The 19903-nt window shown below is 49.9% G+C and carries 15 protein-coding genes; 5 read left to right on the forward strand and 10 right to left on the reverse strand.

Annotation, left to right across the window (positions count from 1 at the left end; translation table 11 throughout):
- The first annotated feature begins 10 nt into the window (after nt 1–10).
- On the forward strand, nt 11–2902 hold the full coding sequence (locus NZM04_07060) for a hypothetical protein (GenBank protein ID MCS7063785.1): 2892 nt from the start codon (nt 11–13) through the stop codon (nt 2900–2902).
- Here NZM04_07060 and NZM04_07065 read toward each other — a convergent pair.
- The 10 genes from NZM04_07065 to NZM04_07110 form a co-directional block, all read right to left on the reverse strand.
- The gene (locus tag NZM04_07065) at nt 2895–4466 is read right to left on the reverse strand and encodes an Rne/Rng family ribonuclease (GenBank protein MCS7063786.1); all 1572 of its coding nucleotides are present in this window, start codon (nt 4464–4466) and stop codon (nt 2895–2897) included. The two genes, NZM04_07060 and NZM04_07065, sit on opposite strands and share 8 nt — an antisense overlap.
- 32 nt (nt 4467–4498) lie before the next feature.
- On the reverse strand, nt 4499–5647 hold the full coding sequence (locus NZM04_07070) for a rod shape-determining protein RodA (protein MCS7063787.1): 1149 nt from the start codon (nt 5645–5647) through the stop codon (nt 4499–4501).
- Between the two features lie 4 nt (nt 5648–5651).
- Entirely contained in the window at nt 5652–7709 is a 2058-nt protein-coding gene (gene mrdA, locus NZM04_07075; GenBank protein ID MCS7063788.1) for a penicillin-binding protein 2, read from the reverse strand.
- Nucleotides 7709–8212, reverse strand: coding sequence for a hypothetical protein (locus NZM04_07080; protein MCS7063789.1), 504 nt, complete (start codon nt 8210–8212; stop codon nt 7709–7711). The genes mrdA and NZM04_07080 overlap by 1 nt, the downstream gene beginning before the upstream one ends.
- Nucleotides 8209–9033 (reverse strand): rod shape-determining protein MreC, encoded by an 825-nt coding sequence (locus NZM04_07085; GenBank protein ID MCS7063790.1) that lies wholly within the window; start codon nt 9031–9033, stop codon nt 8209–8211. The genes NZM04_07080 and NZM04_07085 overlap by 4 nt, the downstream gene beginning before the upstream one ends.
- Nucleotides 9034–9118: 85 nt before the next feature.
- Nucleotides 9119–10153 carry a rod shape-determining protein gene (locus NZM04_07090; protein MCS7063791.1) on the reverse strand — a complete coding sequence of 345 codons (1035 nt, stop codon included), beginning with the start codon at nt 10151–10153 and terminating at the stop codon, nt 9119–9121.
- A 221-nt stretch (nt 10154–10374) separates the two neighbouring features.
- Nucleotides 10375–10713, reverse strand: a complete 339-nt coding sequence (locus NZM04_07095) for a BrnA antitoxin family protein (protein ID MCS7063792.1) — start codon at nt 10711–10713, stop codon at nt 10375–10377.
- A complete protein-coding gene (locus NZM04_07100) occupies nt 10707–10982 on the reverse strand; it encodes a hypothetical protein (protein ID MCS7063793.1) in 276 nt (91 codons plus the stop codon). The genes NZM04_07095 and NZM04_07100 overlap by 7 nt, the downstream gene beginning before the upstream one ends.
- The gene (locus tag NZM04_07105; GenBank protein ID MCS7063794.1) at nt 10979–12112 is read right to left on the reverse strand and encodes an AI-2E family transporter; all 1134 of its coding nucleotides are present in this window, start codon (nt 12110–12112) and stop codon (nt 10979–10981) included. Before NZM04_07105 ends, NZM04_07100 begins: the two co-directional genes overlap by 4 nt.
- Nucleotides 12113–12124: 12 nt before the next feature.
- Nucleotides 12125–13024 carry an OmpA family protein gene (locus NZM04_07110; GenBank protein ID MCS7063795.1) on the reverse strand — a complete coding sequence of 300 codons (900 nt, stop codon included), beginning with the start codon at nt 13022–13024 and terminating at the stop codon, nt 12125–12127.
- 110 nt (nt 13025–13134) lie between these two features.
- Between NZM04_07110 and NZM04_07115 the strand changes: the two genes are divergently transcribed.
- From NZM04_07115 to NZM04_07130, 4 genes are all read left to right on the forward strand, one after another.
- Nucleotides 13135–15129 carry a DEAD/DEAH box helicase gene (locus NZM04_07115; protein MCS7063796.1) on the forward strand — a complete coding sequence of 665 codons (1995 nt, stop codon included), beginning with the start codon at nt 13135–13137 and terminating at the stop codon, nt 15127–15129.
- A gap of 64 nt (nt 15130–15193) precedes the next feature.
- A complete protein-coding gene (locus tag NZM04_07120) occupies nt 15194–17401 on the forward strand; it encodes a hypothetical protein (protein ID MCS7063797.1) in 2208 nt (735 codons plus the stop codon).
- A gap of 64 nt (nt 17402–17465) precedes the next feature.
- Entirely contained in the window at nt 17466–18275 is an 810-nt protein-coding gene (locus NZM04_07125) for an FKBP-type peptidyl-prolyl cis-trans isomerase (protein ID MCS7063798.1), read from the forward strand.
- Nucleotides 18276–18441: 166 nt separating this feature from the next.
- The gene (locus NZM04_07130) at nt 18442–19875 is read left to right on the forward strand and encodes a sigma-54 dependent transcriptional regulator (protein ID MCS7063799.1); all 1434 of its coding nucleotides are present in this window, start codon (nt 18442–18444) and stop codon (nt 19873–19875) included.
- The last annotated feature ends 28 nt before the right edge of the window (nt 19876–19903 follow it).

Here is a 19903-nt window from a genome sequence, read left to right on the forward strand (position 1 = left end):
GACAGCACTCGTGAAAATCGCATATCATCTTGTTCATTACGACATCCAGTTCCTTGAGTTAGAATGTCTCAAATTGATACGTAAATGGAAAACAGAAGATCCCTGGAGAGCTTGTCATCTCATCGTGCCTCATGAAACAGCGCGACAGCAGTGGAAACGCGCCTTGCATGGGCATTTTGCCTTTTATCTCAATATCGAAGTGTGGACACCCCAAGAACTCTTTGGTTACTTGCAAAGAAAATTCGATCCGCTTTCACGCAGACCATTTAGCCTGCAAGCCTGGAAATGGCTGATGCATGGTTATTTCGAAGAACCACTTCACACAATCGAATCAGAGACGCTGCACCAGGGAATAAGTGATTTGAGTGAGGCGTTTCATCAGTTGATTTTCGCAGGGCATGATCCTCGAGTCTTGGAAGATGCACTACCAGAATTATGGCGATTCCCTTATCGAGAGTGGTGTAGGTATTTCGAAGACCGTCTAGAGGAACGCACAAGCGCATCTTGCCTAAGAAAAATCCTAGAGCTTAAAGATTCAAATCCACGAATCGATCATAGATTGATTTTATTCGGATTTGATAGTTCACACATCGATCAATTTCCTTTATTTGCTGCGGCGCTAAAATGTTACACGGATCGAGCCGTCTTCACCTTTCTTCCCTCAGATGTGGATAAGCAGGCACAACGGTATTGGTTAGATTGGGCAGATCAGTATTTGCCTCAAGCCAGGTCTAAGATTGAGGAAAGTGATCCAGAAGAGCAGCCGCTATCACAGGGAGTTGAGGAGAAAAAGAAGGATTTTATTTTTGCTATAAATCTAAGACAGCTTGCGGATCAAATCGCAGACTGGGCTGAAGAGCAGCTTAAGATTGGCTTCAAGCGGATCGCTATCGTCATACCTGATAATAGTTCTGTAGCGGGCTATTTGAGCTATCACTTCCGAGAGCTGAAGATCCCATTCCTTAGCACTTTTCCGATAGCTGTTCCTCTTCGTTTTGATCAACAAATTATTGCAAGCTGGTTGCGTTTGCAAAAAGAAGGTTTAATGATTCCAACATTTTTAGATTTCTGGAAGACAGTCGCAACCGTTCCTTCGTGGCAGGCGCTTTTTCAAGCGCCACTACCCTCTTCTGAGACTCTGCATCGTCGCTTGGAGGAACTTTGGAAAGCGACCGGAGAGCGTGACCTAGAGATTTTGCGTATAGATATGCGATTGCCCGAGGATCAGGTGATTATGAATTGCGTCGATCATTGGAAAAACCTGTGGCGATGGCCTGAAAAAGCGCCCCTACAAGTTTATATACGAGAACTTCTTGATCAAATTGATACTCTGATCGGAGTCAACATTGGTCAAGAAATCCGAGCTTATTTAGTAAATGAGCTTCATGATCTCAGCGAGGTTTTGGCCGTCCCAGTCAGTAAGAAGTGGGCTGTTGCATGCTTTGAAAGTTGGCTTCTACGACCGCCACGTGTTAAGCAGCAGACTCAGGAGCCATTTGTATATATATTACGGCCGTCTGAAGCACAGGGGGTTTCGTGGGACGCTTTGTTAGCTGCAGAGATCCATGAAGGAGTCTGGCCAGGCGCCTACCGCATAAATCCTTGGCTTAAGGAGGAACGGGTCCGATCATTGAACGAGGCTGTCAGTAAAAAAAATGGAATTTTTCCTCTGCCTTATCCAAGCGATCGCTTCACAATTGATTATGAACACTTCCGTCAACTGTTTAATCTCTCGAAGTATCGTCTTACTCTTGCAGTGGCTTTTTATGATGAGGTGAGAGGGACTTCAACCTCTCCTTCATTTTTCTTTTCTCAAGCTTGGGCTGAAACCAGAGGAGAGCCGTTAGATTTGCAAAGTCTGCAACGAGAAAAGCAAAAGGCCCAAGCGGCTATAGATTCTTCAAGGCGGTCTTTGTTTCTTGAGGCGCATTTGCGAAGAAGGGATTCGACAAAACCTTTCGATAGTTATTGTTTTTGTTTAGCAAAGCCAGCTAGGCCTAGGGTATATCAAGTGCGAGAACTAGAAGATATTTTAACGAAGGGTGAGGAGGCTTGGTATTCCGTATTTCTCCAGTGCATACCTAAGGAAAAGGAATGGGAATGGAAGACGTTTAGGCCTCTATGGATCGGAAACAAGATGCATAAATGGTTGCAGGAAGCCTTTTCCAGAGTCATGAGAGAGCTTAGGATGGACCCGCACACTCTCTTCATTCAGAGCGTTCACGAGGCGTTGAAGAGAGCTGCAGAGGCAGATAAATTTAAGCTAGAGAGGCGATATAACCAAGCGGGAAGGCCGCTTCCTTATTTTTGGGATAGTCTCTACAGGGCTATGGAAAGTCAGGCCAGGGATTTGTCATGGCATTTAATCGATGGATTGATGACATGCACTGTTCAAAAGATTGAGACCGAAAAGAAAATAGAATATATGGGAGATCTTTCATCGAGCCAGCCGTGGGGTTTTTTATCCATGACTGGTAAGGTTGACGTATGGGTAGAGGCTTGTGATGAAACCCAACAGCCGATTATCCTTATTCTTGACTATAAGACAGGGATGAATGTCGAGCGGTTGACTGCGAATGGTTTATCTCAGGGGAAGCACTTTCAACTGCTGGGATATGCTGCGCTGGCTTATGGAATGAAGAAAGAAATCTATGTGGGGTTGATTTCGAGGTATAATCCGTTGCAGAAATTTCCGATCGATCCTCGAGATCAGTTGTATGCTGAAGTGTGGAGAAGGCTTAAGGAAAGAGTCTATGATGGTCGCTGGGGCTATGATCCACGGGTCACTCCGTGGAATGTTGAGAACATGCCTTGGGCGCATCTCTATTTAGATCCGAACATTATTCGCTTGAAGGCCGAACGCACAAGAGGTGTGGGCATCGAACAGGGAAAGTTCAGTTGAGGGCTTGGTTAGTGTTAGCATCGAGGATTTGAAATTCTTCGAATGCCATTTTGGGGTCAGGGCGGAAGATGAGTTTCCCTTGAAAGCGTCGTTCAATCTCGATGAGATGGTCTTCATCTTCTGTGCGGAGGCGTTCTAGGATTTGTGGGTTGACGATGATCCGTAGTTCGTGGATTTCGGGATGAAGTTTCATAGTTCGTGTGATGGCCCGTTGAATTTCTACGGACATTGTTTCGGGAGATTTGATCATGCCACGGCCTTTGCAAGTGGGACATTCGGTGTAGATTGCGCGAGAAATGCTTTCTTGAGCACGTTGGCGAGTCATTTCGACAAGGCCGAGTGCGGAGATAGGGAGGACGTTGGTCTTGGCTTTATCTCTTTTTAGGCATTCTCTAAGGCGATTGAATACGGCTATTTGATCGCGGCGGTCGCGCATATCGATAAAGTCTATGACTACGAGTCCTCCAATGTTGCGAAGGCGAAGTTGACGGGCGATTTCCTCCGCGGCTTCGAGGTTGGTTTGGAGAATGGTTTTATCCATTTCTTTTTGAGCTTTGTTGCGGCCGGTATTGACGTCAATCGCGACAAGGGCTTCTGTTTCGTCAATTACGATAGATCCTCCGCAGGGCAGCCAGACTTGACGGCGAAATGCTGAGTCGATCTGCCGCTCGATGTTGAATTTTTCGAAGATTGGTATTGGTTCGTTGTAGAAGCGGATTTTTTTAACGGAACGTTTAGAGATTTTTCCGACAGTTTCGCGCATGCGGTTGGCGGCATCGAGGTCGTCGACGACAATTCGATCGATATCGTCGGTGAGGAAGTCGCGAACGGTGCGGTCTATGATGTCTGGCTCGGCAAGAAGGAGGCCTGGATTTTTCATTTCTTTTTGTTTGGCTTCGATTTTTCTCCATTGCTCGAGGAGCATATGCAGGTCGCGAACGAAGAATCGTGCTTTTTGTCCTTCACCGACTGTGCGAAGGATTACGCCCATGTTTTCTGGGACGTCGAGTGAGGAGAGGATTTTTCTTAGTCGTTTACGTTCTTCTGGATCCTCTATTTTTCTGGATATCCCGAAGGTGTTGGAAAAGGGAGTTAGGACTAGGTAACGCCCTGGCAGGGTGAGGTTGGTCGTGACGCGAGGGCCTTTTGTGCCGATAGGGCCTTTGGTGACTTGCACGATGATTTCGGATCCGACTGGGTAAAGATTTGGAATATCGTTGGGAGTGATTCGTTTGGGGGCGGAATGTGGTGCTTGCCGTTGAATTTCTTCGAAACCGGAATCGAGGGCAGCGGGGATGGCGTCCCAGAAATGTAAGAAGGCGTTTTTTTCAAGGCCGATGTCAATAAACATTGCTTTAAGGCCGAGCTCGATATTTTGGACGCGTCCTTTGTAGATGTTGCCGGAGATCTGACGGTCTGAGTCGCGCTCGATGACAAACTCTTCTAACCGTCCATCCTCGAGTAAGGCGACGCGGCGCTCAAGGCGCTCACAGGAGATGATAATTTCTTTTACGGGCTTATTTTTCTTGATGCCTAGAATTTGTTTGACTTTGTCGATGAACATATGAATGGGTGGGAATTTTAAAACGGATAAAACTAGGTGCTAAAGGTGTAACGCCTGTGGATCCAGACGCTTTGAACTAAGCCGACGGCAGTAAGGCAAGTGACCATGAAGGTGCCTCCGTAGCTCGTGAAGGGAAGGGGAATACCGGTGATGGGAACGACTTTCATGGTCATGCCGATGTTAATGAAGGTGTGAGTGAAAAGCATTGCGACAATGCCGGTTACAAGGAGCATCCCGCTTAAATCTCGGGCTTTAAGAGCGATTTTTATGGATAGTAGCATAACGGATGTCAAAGCAATGATGAGGAGGGAAGCTCCACGAAAGCCGAATTCTTCAGCGACTACGGAGAAGATAAAGTCTGTGTAGGAAATATCGCGAGGAAGAAATCCGAGTTTATTTTGGCCGCCTTGGAGATAACCGCGGCCTTCCATCCCTCCCGAGCCTATTGCGATGAGAGATTGATTGATAGTCCAGCCTGCGTTTCGCGGGTCGCGATTGGGATCAAAGAAGGTGAGGATGCGTTCCATTTGGTAAGTTTTGAGGAAGGGGATTTTGTGGTTGAGCTTGTAAACGTAATAATAAAGGTAGATGATGGCAGAAATCAGCAGAATGATGGGGATGGCGAGATAACGTTTCTTGACGCCGCCCACGAGCATGATGGCATAAACAATTGGAAGGAAAACGAAGGCAGACCCTAGGTCTGGTTGCTTTAGGATAAGAGCCATAGGGATTGCTGCAAGGATGAACATGAGAATGAACAGGATACCTCCTTTTCTCGAGGCGCGAATCATCACTGCAACGGCAAAACAGATGAAGGCAAGCTTGGAGAATTCCGCTGGTTGAATTCCCGGGAGGTTTCCGATACGAATCCAGCTTTTGGAGTTATTTACGACGGTGCCAAATAGAAGCACTGCAACGAGCAAAACCAGAGAGAAGAGGAAAATTATATGGGCATGTTTTATCCATATTTTGTAGTCAATCAGAGCAGCGATAATATAAAAGATGAAGCCGATTATGATCCACAAGCGTTGAGAGTCGGCGATTGTGCGCATTTCAGCTGACTCGTGCATGTAGGTAGCGCTATGCACAAAGTAATAGCTAGCGGTGCACAATCCTAAGACTATGAAAAATAGAGCCCAATCCATAGCCCATAACTTTCTGAAATAGAGTTTGATATTCATAAGCTTATCGCCTTCTAGGTAGAATTGAAGGGGGTGAGGGAGGAGGTGGAGCAGGAGAGGGATTGGCAGTTGGAGGATTAGTCGCCGCAGGAGATGCTCGCCTTAAAATTCTAGATGAAATGTTGCTTGAGACAGGCTTGACACCTTTAAAGTGGCCTTTGGTCGGGGGGAGAACTGACATTTGATCTAAGGTTAGGCCAACCCCTTGTTCTAGTTTGTAGATTTCTTCCATGATTTTTCTAACAATGGGTCCGGCCGTTCTTCCCCCACTTTCTCCTCCTTCAACTACCACTGCGAAAGCATATCGTGGATTATCATAAGGTGCATAGCCGACGAGCCAAGCGCGGTTATCTTGGACGATTTGATTATTCATGCGGGTCTTGAATTGTGCTGTTCCCGTCTTTGCGGCGATTGGGAAGTAGGGGATATTCGCACTAGTTCCGGTGCCTGCTGTAACGCAAGCACGCATCCCTCTTCGGACGACTTCAAAGTCGCGCGGGATAGAGTTAATAGTTGAGAGAATGCGTGAGGGCGTAAAAGCAATGACGTCGCCTTCAAAGTTACTGACTTGTTTCAAAAGACGTGGATAGTAGACGTTGCCACCATTGGCAATCGCTGCTGCGAAAATAGCCATTTGCAGAGGAGTAGTCTTGACCACACCTTGACCTATCGAGACATTTGCAAGAAAAGCGTCTGAGACGTGTTCACTGCCGGTGTATTTTTTCAACCATTCTGGGGTAGGGATGATGCCTGGGTCTTCTGGAGGCAATAGGTAGTTTAGCCGATACCCAAATCTGGCTTCATCGCACAATTGAACAATAGGAGCAAGGCCCATCCGAATAGCAGTCTTGTAAAAAAAGGTGTTGATGGACATACGCAAGGCGTCTTCAAGATTCACAGGTCCCCAGGCTTGGTTTCTTACGTTTCTAAAGCTGAGATTACCAATCTGTATGAACGCTGGAGAATCAACATAGGTGTCTGGTGTAAGTGTGCCAGATCTTAAGGCAGCTAGACCGACGAGAAGTTTAAAAGTTGATCCAGGAGCATATGAACTAACTGCGCGGTTAAAAAGGGGAGCCGCTGGATTGGTGTTAAGTTCTTTCCATAGCGCTGGAGATATGCTCGGAATAAAGGCGTTCGGGTCGTAATTCGGAAAAGATGCAATGGCGAGTATATCGCCATTTTGCGTGTCGATAATGACCGCAGCACCACGTCCAACGTCAAATTCACGCATGGCAGTCTCGACGATATATTGTATCCGCACATCGATGGTGAGGAATACGGAGTTGCCGACGGTGGCTTCGACGCGCTTGATTTCATTTTGAATCGCACCACGAGAATCAACGCTCACCATGCGATATCCAGGTTGGCCTTGCAATTGGGCATCCATCACTTGCTCGATGCCTTTCCTTCCGACCGTTTCATATTCCCATTCCTTTATTTTTGCATCTTTATCTTTAGGGTTGATAATTAGGGCCTTTTCTGAAGTATCAGGCCTTCCGATATACCCCATCACGTGGGGAGCGAGCGCACCATAAAGATATCGACGAACGGGACGAGGAGTAATGCCGATACCTGTAGTTCCTAAATTTTTTTCAAGAAAGAGAGAGATTTTGTCGAAGCTTAGATCGCTCAATACTGGATAAGGCAGGTCTGTGCGAATCCGAAAATGGGTCTGAAGGTCACGCTCGTTGATGGGGATCTCAATACCAAGGCTTTTAGAAATGGGCTCAAGTTGTTCCTTTACAAGGCGGACAATTTTTTTTTCATCAATATTTCGATATCTTCGTGGGGCATTTCTGCGAATCTCTTCCAGATCAAGATCGAGATCGAAACTTACACGGTTTTCCGCAAGGGGAACTCCGTTGCGGTCATAAATCCCACCACGAGCCGGGGGCAGACGTAGAGTGACGGTGGTTTGATCCCGTATCCTTTCAAGCATCTCAGGGCTGTTGCTTTGAAGTTCATAAAGGCGAAAAACTAAAACAGCCATCGCGAAAAGCACTGCGATAGCCAGTAGATAAAGCCTTTGCGAATGCGTGTAACCCTGGTCGAATAACATTACGTTTCCTTTCTCTGCCTTTCAGGAAGCATGGAGAAGATTAGCAACGTGATACCACAAATTAACGGAGCTATGATTCCGTTTAACAGACTCGGAATCAGAATCTTATTCCATAAGCCGAAATCCCATCGCCAGTATTGACTTATGAAACAGTATCCCAAGTAATCTACAATCATAAACACAAAAGTTCCCATTAAAGCTAGCATAAATGCCGCCCAAAAAAGGTTTTTCTCAAAGACCTGCATCTGAAATAAGACGAACCAAGCCAAGAAGCCATACGAAATCAAAGATATAGCAATAGGCTGTGCTGAAAAAACAGAATGAAAGACGACTGTAACTCCAGTAGATACATACACACGCTCATCCCGCATATGAATCGCTGCTAATACCACTGTGAGAGCTGGAAGTTCGGGGCGCCACGCAGTCAGCGAAGAGGGATTGAAAAGGGTCATCTGCAATACCACGGCAAGACAACCAAGGATAATGTAATAGAACACCATCATTCTGGCTTTAATATAATAAATAAATCATCAATCTTTGATGGATCTATCGCCGGGTCTACAATTGCTTCTAAATTTAAACCAAAATTAACCGTTTGCCTCAATGGCAACACTTCAAGCACGCTGCCAACGTATAGACCTGCAGGAAAAGTTCCCCCCAATCCAGTAGTAAAAAGGCGCTCCCCCGGGGCAATCTGTGCATCTCTATCAATGTAAATCATTCTCAATAAGGGCCTACCGTCTTTTCCAACCCCACCGCCTTTCACGATGCCCTGCACGTTAGTCCCTTCGGTGGCTACAGAGATATGCGAATTTTCGTTAAAAATCAAAATAACCTCTGTCTTCATCCCCATCACTTGGCCAGTTTTTCCCACTACTCCGCGAGGTGATATCACAGGCAAATCTCGATCCAGATTGGCTCCCGGAATGCCCTTTACATCTTTCCAACCACGATTTACAATTACCGTGCTCCACCACGCTGAAGGGTCACGCTCTACGACTTTGGCAGCCAACAACTGAAAACTCGATGCGCGCTTGAAATTCAACATTTCCCGTAGTCGCGCGTTTTCAACAGATAATTCCCGAAAATACGCATTTTCAGTCTCTAGACGATTGACCTTCATCTGAAGCGCTTTCACTTGCTCTTGAAGTTGTTCGACCGTTAATCTCCCTGCTTGAATATTCCCTACAAAACTTCTTGCTCGATCGGCTGATTCAAAAATTCCGTGTAGCCAATCGAATAATTTCTCTCTTGCTTTTTCTTTGGCCTTCTCTGGAGATAAAAATATCACCGCTAGAACCATTCCGCTGATAAACACCCCCATCAAAACACGCCGCCTAAACATACCACCATCCCTTCTTCCATTCACTAATAATGAGGAGACACCATCATCGCTGCAGCGCCCAAGATCAAGCTTGCCCCTCTGTCTCAGCAATCTTTCTCAGATAACGGAACTCCTGCAACACTTTACCAGTCCCCTCCGCTACAGCACTCAACGGATCCTCAGCCACATGCACAGGTAAACCTGTTTCCTCAGCCAAAAGCCGATCAATCCCCCGAAGCAAGGCCCCACCTCCTGCCAATACAATCCCTCGCTCCACTAAATCAGCTGATAACTCTGGCGGGCACCGCTCAAGCGTGATACGCACACTTTCGACTATCACTGACAACGGTTCCATCAAGGCCTCACGCACCTCTTGAGAGGTGATCGACAAAGTCTTGGGAAGACCAGCTACTAAATCGCGGCCTTTTACCTCCATCGTCGTTTCTTTTTCCATCGGATAGGCAGATCCGATTTTGATTTTAATTTCCTCCGCCGTTCGTTCCCCAATCATAAGATTGTAGGCGCGCCGCATGTAGTTAATGATGCTCTCGTCGAGCTCATCACCTGCCACACGAACGCTTCGGCTATATACAATCCCTGCCAGTGAAATAATCGCGACTTCCGTCGTGCCCCCACCGATGTCCACAATCATATTTCCGCTTGCCTCCTGGACGGGCAACCCCACACCTATCGCAGCAGCCATAGGTTCCTCGATCAAGTGCACTTCGCGCGCGCCAGCATGCCTCGCAGAATCCTGCACCGCCCTTTTTTCCACCTCGGTAATACCGCTGGGCACGGCAATCACCACACGCGGACGGCGAAGTTTAAGACGTGTCTGCACCTTATGGATAAAAGCCTTCAGCATGGCTTCAGTCACCTCGAAATCTGCAATCACGCCATCCTTCAACGGTCTTACCGCGATGATGTTCCCCGGCGTCCTTCCAAGCATCCGCTTGGCTTCTTCCCCGACAGCAAGCACCTTGCGTGTCCCCTGTGCGATCGCCACCACGCTCGGTTCTCGCAGCACAATGCCTCTATCTTTCACGTAGACAAGTGTGTTCGCCGTCCCCAAATCAATCCCGATGTCGTTTGAAAATAAACCTGATAGATGCTTCAGAATCATATCACAAATCCTAATCCTTTTTCTCTTAGTAGGCTAAACATTTACGTTTCCAATTTTACCCCCTCCATTCCAAGTAGCTTCCGACAGGAAGTCACAGTTCCACAACACCTCTTAGCAAAAAAGTCATTCGTTTGGTTCAACTTTTTCATGGTGCAGACAAACTCACACGTTGCCCTACTCAACTCCATACTTCAATAAATAAAAACAATCCTTCCCACTCAACGAGAATCCTCCTCTTCTAGCCGCTCAGCAATCCATTGCTTAATCATCGATTGGTAATTTAAATATCGCATACGTGCCAACCGCTTCAGACGTGCCAACATCCTCGGATGCATCCGCAACGTAATCATAGTAGACTCTCCTGCATCCCCAGTTATTAAAGAACCTCGCATCAACGACTCGCTCAAACCATGACTCCTCCAATACTCAACCTCCTCCTGAGTGCTTATAAAATAAGGCACCTCATCCCAAGAATATAATGTCTTGATCTCCCGCTTATCTTGAGAAGATACCCCTTCAAAGTATCCGCTCCCCTCAGATTGTAAATCCTTCACCATATTGCCTCCTTAATTTTTTTCTCGTAAAAAAAAGCCTCCTCAGCGCTCATCTCTCTTGCCGCAATTATCCTCCACACTTTCCCAGTTGCCACATACACCGCAAACACCCCCATCCCACTTCGAGCACGCCCAAGATGAAAGCCCCTACTTTCTTTTGAAAACCGCTCAGCATCGGGCAAAAACTCAAGACCAAATGGATCCTCCAGACTCTCTTCCACCACCTCCACAGGCAAAACCCCACCATACCGACTCCAATCGCATTCCATCATGACCTCTCCGACTCCTCTCTAAGCGGAAATTCCGCCGGCAACCTGCGTAGCCACACATACCGATAGAGCACAACACGCAACGTCGCCGTTAGCGGGATCGCCAATATAGCACCCAAAAGACCCGGCAAAATCTGGCTCCACACCAAGATCGCAACAATCACCGTCATTGGATGCAGCCCCGTGCGGTTGCCCAACACACGCGGCGAGATAAATATCCCCTCAACAAATTGCACCACCCCAAAGACAGCTACTACCAAGCAAGGTTGCACCCAATGTTCAGTATTCACCCAAGCCAGAATTAAAGCAGGAATTATACTCACCACCACACCCAGATACGGCACGATGCTCAAAATGCCGCACACCACTCCGAAAAGCAAAGCGTAAGGAAGACCGATCAACGTCAGCCCAACAGCTGTCAATACACCCACAATAAACGCCACCACGACCTGCCCGCGAAAAAACGTAACAAGATAACCATGCACCTGCTCGATCACCCATACCAATTCTTTCCCCCACATCGTCTCCCGCCAAGGCACAAAATCTCGCCAACGGCTCTCAATGCTCTCTTTTTCTACCAACAAATAAAACACATACACAGGCACGAGCAAAAACCCTAACGCTAATCCGACCGCTGACCAAAATTGCTCAAGTGGTTTCACCAAGGCGCCCATATTCCTCTGTAGCCACCCCGGCAAATTCTCCAAAAAACTTACCGCCTGAGCCTTCATCCAAGCTTCAGCATGTGGATGCGCTTTTGTAAGCGCTACAACGTGCTCCTTCACCCATACAGCAAGATCCGGCAAGTCCCGCGTCAAAGCCATTATCTGCGAAATGAATTTGGGCACAAACCAAACACCCAACCCCGTTATTCCCAATAACAACACCCCCCCCACGATAAGCACAGCCCACGATCGGCGTAATCCGCCTTTCGCCATCAAACCAATAACAGGTTCAACAATAAACGCAATCACCGATGCAACCCCTAACGGCAGCAAAACACCATAAAATCGGCTTGCAATCCACATCCCCAGCACTGTCACTCCCACCACAACCACCAAAATAACCCCCCACGATAAAACCGTAACCGCATTCCAAATCCAACGTTCCTGCCAAGCGCTCGGACCTCTCATGATCAGCTCAGGTTACCTTTCTTCCCCTGATGCAGGGACTTTATGTTCCGCTTGAGTCGGCGTCTCATCTTGAGATTCCACGCGACGTTCATTCGGTGGATTTTTGAAACGCACCACAAGCTCCACACGGCGATTTTTAGCGCGCTCATCCCGTGTAGTATTGGGTGCGATCGGCCTCGAGTCGCCATATCCCACAGCGATCAGATGCTTCCCATCGTATCCGTGCCCTTCAAGAAAAACGCGAAGCACACTCACTGCGCGGCCCACTGATAACTCCCAATTCGTAGGAAACCTACGGATCAAGGCATCGAGCACCGGCATATTATCAGTATGCCCCTCAATGCTTAAATCATAGTCGCGAGCCGCCGCCCGCAAAACCTCGGCTGCCTGAGAAAGTAACTCCAATCCCTCAGCCTTCACGCCCACATCCCCTGGCGCAAAAAGCACAGCGCTAAATATACGAACAACAAAACGCCCCTTCTCCCGCACAAACTCAACATCACCACGCTCTACGAATGCCTTGAGGCGTGCGCTTAACTCCTCCTCCCAAGCTGCAGCTTGGTTATCAAAGGCAGTCTGAGCAATCATCAGCCGTTGATATTCTGTCCGCACATTTTCCAAATTTTGCTCGCGCTGCTTCAGCAACAATTCCTGAGAACGCAACAAGCTCCCTGTCTGAGCAATCTCCGACTGCATCCGATCAATTTGCATACGTAGCCTAGCATTCTCCTGCTGCAAAAGGCCACCCTCGTCCGTCTCGAATCGCTTCACGTTTTCACTCACCACCGTCTGTAAGTAAAAATAAAGCGTCGAAAAAGCCAGCACCGTCGTCAAAAACAACCAAAAAATCACCCCCCCCAACCCACCCCGAGGAATAATAAATCGGATCGGCGTATTTTGAACGCTTTCCATATTCATCGTAAGCTAAACACAAAATTCAAACTGCCTAGTCTAAATCCTTTCTTCCAGACCTTCCCCCCGCTAGATAAAACAATTCGCCACAGTAGCTTTCCTCTCCCGTTGTGAAGTCGCTCCCCCAACAAGTCAGTCAGCTCTTTGATCGCCACGGGCCCCTCTCGACGATCGAAAAATTTCAATACCGCCCTCAGCAAAAAACCATGGCCGAAGCCGTAGCAGAAGCACTCACAAAACGGCATCATCTCATCGTCGAAGCAGGCACAGGAGTCGGCAAAAGCTTTGCCTATCTCATCCCCGCCCTCCTCGAATCCCTCCAAAATAAACGCAAAGCCATCGTCAGCACGCACACCATCACTTTGCAAGAGCAACTCCACAAAAAAGACATTCCCCTACTCTTCCACTTTTGGGGAGACAGCTTCCAAGCCGCCCTTCTTAAGGGGCGCCACAACTATCTCTGTCCCATTCGCCTCGAAAGAGCCTTGCGCCACGCCGATTCCCTTTTTACCTCAGCAGAATATAACGAGCTCACTCGAATCCATCACTGGGCAGTCCACACTCAAGATGGCACGCTCTCAGACCTTGACCCACAGCCCGATCCTAAAATTTGGCAGCACATCTGCAGCGAAGCTTTTTTTTGCACGCCACAACGCTGCTCGCGATGTGGGAAATGTTTTTACCACCACGCCAAACGTCGAGCCACAGAAGCGCAACTTCTCATTCTCAACCACTCGCTCCTCTTCCTACTCCTAGCTGGAATCGAAGAAAACCTCGACTCAAACTCCTCCACCCAAGGTTACCTCTTCACAAACGACTTTCTCATTATCGACGAAGCACACACTCTTGAAAACGTCGCCACCCGACACCTCGGCTGGACTGTCAGTCGTCAAAGCCTCCGCGCCACACTCCATCGCCTTTTCAACCCTAAAACCCAAAAAGGACTGCTTCCCTTCCTCCGCTTGGCTGAGCCTATCGAGCTCGTCAAAAAAAATCTTCAATCCGCAGAAACCCTTTTTCACTCCATCGATAGTGCCCTTCAAAAGCAGACTGGAAACGAAATCCGCATCCATCATCCCGACTTCGTTCCCGATATCATGCGTCTCCCACTCACCCAACTCATCGAATCCCTCCGCCTCCATGCCCAAGAAGAAAATGACGAAGACAACCAAGCCGATCTCAACCAATTCGTCCACCGCCTCCTCGCTCTCCGTGAAGGCATATCTCAATTCCTCGCTCACGACAAACCCGACCACCTCTATTGGATCGAGCGAGGACCAGCCTGGGACCAAGAAATCAAACTCAACGCAGCCCCTATTGAAATCGCACCTCTACTCTCTCGCCTACTCTTCAAGCCAGACCACACTACGATCTTAACCAGTGCCACCCTCGCACCCACACCACATAGCCTTGATTACTTCGTGCAACGCATCGGCGCACTCCATCACCGCACTCTCCAGCTCGGATCTCCATTCCATTTCGAGCAGCAAATGCGCATCTTCATCCCACGGCATATGCCAGACCCTTCCCAAGACAGCTACCAAGAAGCGCTCGCCGCATGGATTCGATATTTCACCGCGCAGACTCAAGGCCATGCATTCGTGCTATTCACCAACCAACGGCTTATGCAAACCATAGCCGAAAAAACCGCACCATTCTTCGCTAAAAAAAATTGGCCATTCCTATGCCAAGGCACTGGTATGACCCGTGAGAAAATGCTCCAAACATTTAAAAAACAACCCCACAGCATCCTCTTCGGCCTAGACAGCTTCTGGCAGGGCGTAGATGTCCCAGGTGAAGCGCTTTCTAACGTGATCATCACACGGCTTCCATTTCCCGTCCCCGATCAACCCATCGTCCAAGCGCGATGCGAGATCATCGAAAACCGAGGCGGCAATCCATTCAGTGAATATTCTCTCCCCGAAGCCATCCTGAAATTCCGACAAGGAGTCGGCCGTCTCATCCGCAGCCACGAAGACCGCGGGATTGTCTGCATCCTCGATCCGCGCATCCTTTCGCGCCCCTATGGACGCGAATTCATCGCTGCCCTGCCCCAATGCCCAGTTGAAATTCTCGAAGACCAAATCCCCCTATCCCATGACTAAACAATCGAAATTAAATAGAACTCGTCACCCCGTCCCCCTTGCATCAAAATAATTCTCCTAGGCAATGTCAAACAGCACGCATCTTCTTAGTGCACTCCTCATCTTCACACTACCCACCTTCGCTCAACTAAAGCCCACTGAGCACAAAACAAAACAAGAAAACCCGATCACCACCATCATTACAGCACACCAAAATTTGCTCCTCCAAGACGACCACGCCACAGCAAAAGGTCACGCCCGCATCGAGCATGCCCGCACCATCCTCTGCGCCGATACCCTTCATTATGATTTTTCTCAACGCCACGCCCGCGCGATCGGCCAAATTCGTCTCTACACCGATGAATCAATCTATGCAGGGGACAAACTCGATTATTTTCAACACAACTCATCTCTCCGATCCGGCCCCTTTCGGTTCCTAAAAGACAACCTCTGCCTCCAAGGAGAATCTATAGAAACACTCCCCCTGTCCAACGACGCCTACTTCTACCGCATCCGCAACGGCACACTCTCCCTAGATAATTTCGAGACGCCCAGCTTCTACCTCAAAGCACGCCAGATCGATTACTACCCCCAACAACGCGTCGTCCTGCATCACGTCACTCTCCATGCTGGCAAAGTCCCATTTTTCTGGTGGCCGATCTACAGCCAATCCCTTAAAAACTCCCAAAACAACCTCAACCTCGACCTTGGTCGCGACGCCCCCCAAGGCTTATTTCTCAAACCCCAATACGCCTACGCCTTCACTCCTGACCTCACTGGCCGCCTCCTCTTCGATCTCCGCTCTCGCCGCGGATTGGCTGGTGGCGCTCGACTCGCATGGACACCCGATGAAGAACACTTCACCCATTTCAAAGCCTACTACGCCCAAGACAATGCCCCCGATTACAATCCCTACGCCTTCCCTCGCTCCTCTACCAGCGCCTCTCGTCACCTTTTCTCCCTCCAACAACGCCTCACCCCTTGGCCATCCTTGACTCTCACCACCGACTTCAACCGCTGGTCTGATCCCCACGTCACAGAAGATTTTTTCAAACGCCAGTTCCGCCTCCTGCCTCAACCTGACAACTTCGCCGAACTCCTCTTCACCCACTCCGACTACACCCTCTCCTTCCTCAACCGTATCGCCATAAATCCCTTTTTTGAAACACGAGAGCGCACCCCGGAGCTTCGTCTCGACCTCAAGCGCCGCCCGCTTTTCTCCACAGGCTTCAACTATGAAAGTCAATCCTCGATTGCTCATCTCCAGTTTCACGCAGCTCGCGATCCACATCCGATGGGTGAAGATTACACAGCATGGCGATTCGATACCCTTCACCAACTCACACGCCCCCTCACACTCTTCGGCTGGCTACATTTCACACCTCGAGTCGGCTTTCGCTTCACTCACTGGACGCGACTTACTCCCCTCGACTCTTCAGCCTCCCAAGCCCCCAATCCCGCTCGCCTCATGCCCATCCTCGCCGCGGATCTTTCCTTCAAGCTCCATCGCACATGGCGCGACTTTCAAAGCCCCGCCCTGCGCCTCGATGGCTTACGCCACCTCATCGAGCCCTCCCTCTCGATCCAATACATCCCCGCCACCACATTCGACACCACCCCATACCGCCTCTGGGATCGACGCCTACCCGCACAACGCATCCCTCCCATCAACCTCCTCCACCACGCCTCCATCGATGACCACACGCAAGAGCTCCGCATCCTCCCTCGCCTCCACCAAAAATGGCAGACTCGCCGTGACGATCAGACCTTCACTTGGCTCGACTGGCACCTCTTCACCGAAATCAACCCCCTCCGCCAATTCAACGAAGAACGTCACCCCGATCGCCGCACCCTCGGCAACCTCCACAACCACCTCCGCTTCACCCCCTTCCCATGGCTACGCTTCGACTCCCTCATCTCCCTCAACCTCGTCCACAACAACTACACCGAAACCCACCACTCCCTCACCTGGCAAATTCACCCCGCCTCCCAATTCTCAATCGCTCACCACAGCCTCCATCGTAGCCGCCTCTACCCCTCCAGCCACCTACTCACCCTCCGCACCTTTCATCGCATAAACGAAACCTGGCAACTTAGCACCGCCCACACCTTCGAAGCAAAAGATCAGCGACTCGAATCCTCCCGCATCACCCTCTACCGCGATTTCACCTCATGGCAACTCGCCCTCTCCTATCAATGCATCCCACACCGCGCCCGCTCCACCGAGCACGCCGTCTTCCTCGGATTCACCCTCAAAGCCTTTCCCGGAGAGACTTTAGAAGTCGGGCAATAACAACCCCCCTCTCCCCTCCCACATTTTTTGTTTGGAATTTCCAATTTTGCTGAGATAGTGCCTCATGATGAAACTCAACACCCTCCTCTATCCCCTCATCGCACTCGCCGCCCTAGTCATAACCACAGCCCAAGCCCAGCCCCAATCTGCACCAGAGCCCTCCTCACCCTCCTCACCTCCTGCCGATAATCCCAACAAACCCCAATCCCAAATCGACCGCGTCAGCTACACCCTCGGCTCCAACATCGGCAGAAACTTACGAATGCAAGGATTCGAACTCAACACCGACTTCTTCATGCGCGGACTCCAAGATGGACTGAAACAAGGCGACCAATACCTCCTCACCCAAGACGAAATGCACGACACCATGATGCGCTTCCAACAAGAACTCCAAGAAAAACAAGCCAAACGCGAAAAAGAACTCGCCGAGAAAAACGCCAAAGAAGCCAAAGAATTCCTCGCCCGCAACGCCAAACAAAAAGGCGTCAAAACCACCAAAAGCGGCCTCCAATACAAAATCCTCAAAGAAGGCCCACGCGGCGGCAAATCTCCCAAACTCAACCACTCCGTCACCGTCCACTACACCGGCCGACTCCTCGACAAAACCGTCTTCGATAGCTCCATCGAGCGCGGCCAACCTGCCACCTTCCCCGTCAACGGCGTCATCAAAGGCTGGACTGAAGCCCTCCAAATGATGAAACCCGGCGACAAATGGGAACTCTACATCCCCCCAGAACTCGCCTACGGCGAACAAGGCGCCGGAGGCAGAGTCCCCCCCAACGCCCTCCTCATCTTCGAAGTCGAGCTAATCTCCGTCTCCGACCCCGCCGAGCCCCAACAACCCACCAACACTAGCGGCACACCAACCCAATAACCCACTCCACCCCGCTACACCCCCCAGAACCCAACAGGAAAGAAAGCAAAACCCAAAAAGCTTTCATTCCACCAAAAACCCCCCCCACACCTACAGCCACACATCTACCGCACACACCTTGATCCAAGACCCATAAACAATTATAAAATCAGCCAACCAGCCTTCTATGGCGTCATCAAAAACCCTGCCGGTATTACTCATAGTCGATGACGAAAAAGCCACCCGCGAAGGACTACGACAAGCCTTCGAAGAAGACTTCGACATCTACACCGCCCCCGACGTCAAATCAGCCCTCAACATCCTAGACGGCATAGAAGTCGACCTCCTGCTCACCGACCTCAGACTCGGCTCAGAAAGCGGAATGAAACTGCTCGAAAAAGCACAAACCCTCACCCCACGCCCCGCCTGCATCATGATGACCGCATACGGATCCGTAGATAACGCCGTAGAAGCCATGCGACGCGGCGCCTACGACTACGTCATGAAACCACTCGATATCGATCGCCTCAGCGTCATCCTCAAACGCGCCATCAAAGATACCAAGGCAGACCCCACCCCACAACCCGACCCCAACACCCCCTCCTCCCAAAACGGAGACATCGCCTCACGCATCGTAGGAGAATCGCCAGCCTTAACTCAAATTCTCAAAAAAGCTCGCCAAGTCGCCGCCTCCCGTGCCACCGTCCTCATCGAAGGCGAAAGCGGCACCGGCAAAGAACTCATCGCCCGCGCCATCCACCAATGGAGCGCACGAAAAGATGGGCCCCTCGTCACCGTCCACTGCGCCGCGCTCTCACCGCAACTTTTGGAAAGTGAACTCTTCGGACACGAGCGAGGCGCCTTCACAGGCGCCATCGAGCGACGCATCGGGCGCTTCGAAGAAGCCAGCGGTGGAACACTCTTCCTCGACGAAATCGGTGAAATCGACGCCAGCACCCAAGTAAAACTCCTCAGAGCTTTAGGTGAACGGATCATCCAACGTGTAGGCGGCAACCAAGAAATCCCCGTCGACGTGCGCGTCGTCGCAGCCACCAACCGCAACCTCGAAGCCATGATGCAAGAGGGAAAATTTCGCGAAGATTTATTCTATCGACTCAGCGTCGTGCGACTCTACCTCCCCCCACTCCGCGAGCGAAAAGAAGACATCCCCCAGCTCGTCAAAGTTTTTCTAAGAGACTGCGCGCGAGAAAACGGAAAACCCACACCACGACTAGCCGATGGCGTAATCGACATCCTGATGCGCTACAATTGGCCGGGAAATATCCGCGAACTACGCATGGCCATCGAACACGGAGTAGTCCTTGCCGAAGGCGGCGTATTGCGCACCCAAGACCTCCCCGAGCGCATCGTAGCCGGAGCTTCAGGCCTCCTGCAATACTTAGAAAATGGCAGCAAAGAGACCGTGCCACTCGGAAAAGAAGAAAGTCAAACCGCTTCCAGTAATCCGTTTTCCCTAGAGGAACAAGAACGTCGCTCAATCGCCCAAGCATTGCGCGCCTGTGGCGGCAATCGAACTCAAGCCGCTGAAAAACTCGGCATCAGCCGCCGCACCCTCTACCGCAAACTCAAAGAATACGGCTGGGACCTGGACAAAAGATAAAAAAACCAGCCACAAAAATAAAATTTGT

It is taken from the genome of Candidatus Methylacidiphilales bacterium (genome assembly GCA_025056655.1).
In the GTDB taxonomy this organism is placed as follows: domain Bacteria; phylum Verrucomicrobiota; class Verrucomicrobiia; order Methylacidiphilales; family JANWVL01; genus JANWVL01.

Coding starts and splice junctions, on each gene's coding strand:
- NZM04_07065 (MCS7063786.1), bottom strand. CDS start 4,466: ATGTTCATCGACAAAGTCAAACAAATTCTAGGCATCAAGAAAAATAAG.
- NZM04_07110 (MCS7063795.1), bottom strand. CDS start 13,024: ATGGAAAGCGTTCAAAATACGCCGATCCGATTTATTATTCCTCGGGGT.
- NZM04_07095 (MCS7063792.1), bottom strand. CDS start 10,713: ATGGTGAAGGATTTACAATCTGAGGGGAGCGGATACTTTGAAGGGGTA.
- NZM04_07130 (MCS7063799.1), top strand. CDS start 18,442: ATGGCGTCATCAAAAACCCTGCCGGTATTACTCATAGTCGATGACGAA.
- NZM04_07070 (MCS7063787.1), bottom strand. CDS start 5,647: ATGAATATCAAACTCTATTTCAGAAAGTTATGGGCTATGGATTGGGCT.
- NZM04_07105 (MCS7063794.1), bottom strand. CDS start 12,112: ATGAGAGGTCCGAGCGCTTGGCAGGAACGTTGGATTTGGAATGCGGTT.
- NZM04_07085 (MCS7063790.1), bottom strand. CDS start 9,033: ATGGGGGTGTTTATCAGCGGAATGGTTCTAGCGGTGATATTTTTATCT.
- NZM04_07100 (MCS7063793.1), bottom strand. CDS start 10,982: ATGATGGAATGCGATTGGAGTCGGTATGGTGGGGTTTTGCCTGTGGAG.
- NZM04_07080 (MCS7063789.1), bottom strand. CDS start 8,212: ATGATGGTGTTCTATTACATTATCCTTGGTTGTCTTGCCGTGGTATTG.
- NZM04_07120 (MCS7063797.1), top strand. CDS start 15,194: ATGTCAAACAGCACGCATCTTCTTAGTGCACTCCTCATCTTCACACTA.
- NZM04_07125 (MCS7063798.1), top strand. CDS start 17,466: ATGATGAAACTCAACACCCTCCTCTATCCCCTCATCGCACTCGCCGCC.
- mrdA (MCS7063788.1), bottom strand. CDS start 7,709: ATGTTATTCGACCAGGGTTACACGCATTCGCAAAGGCTTTATCTACTG.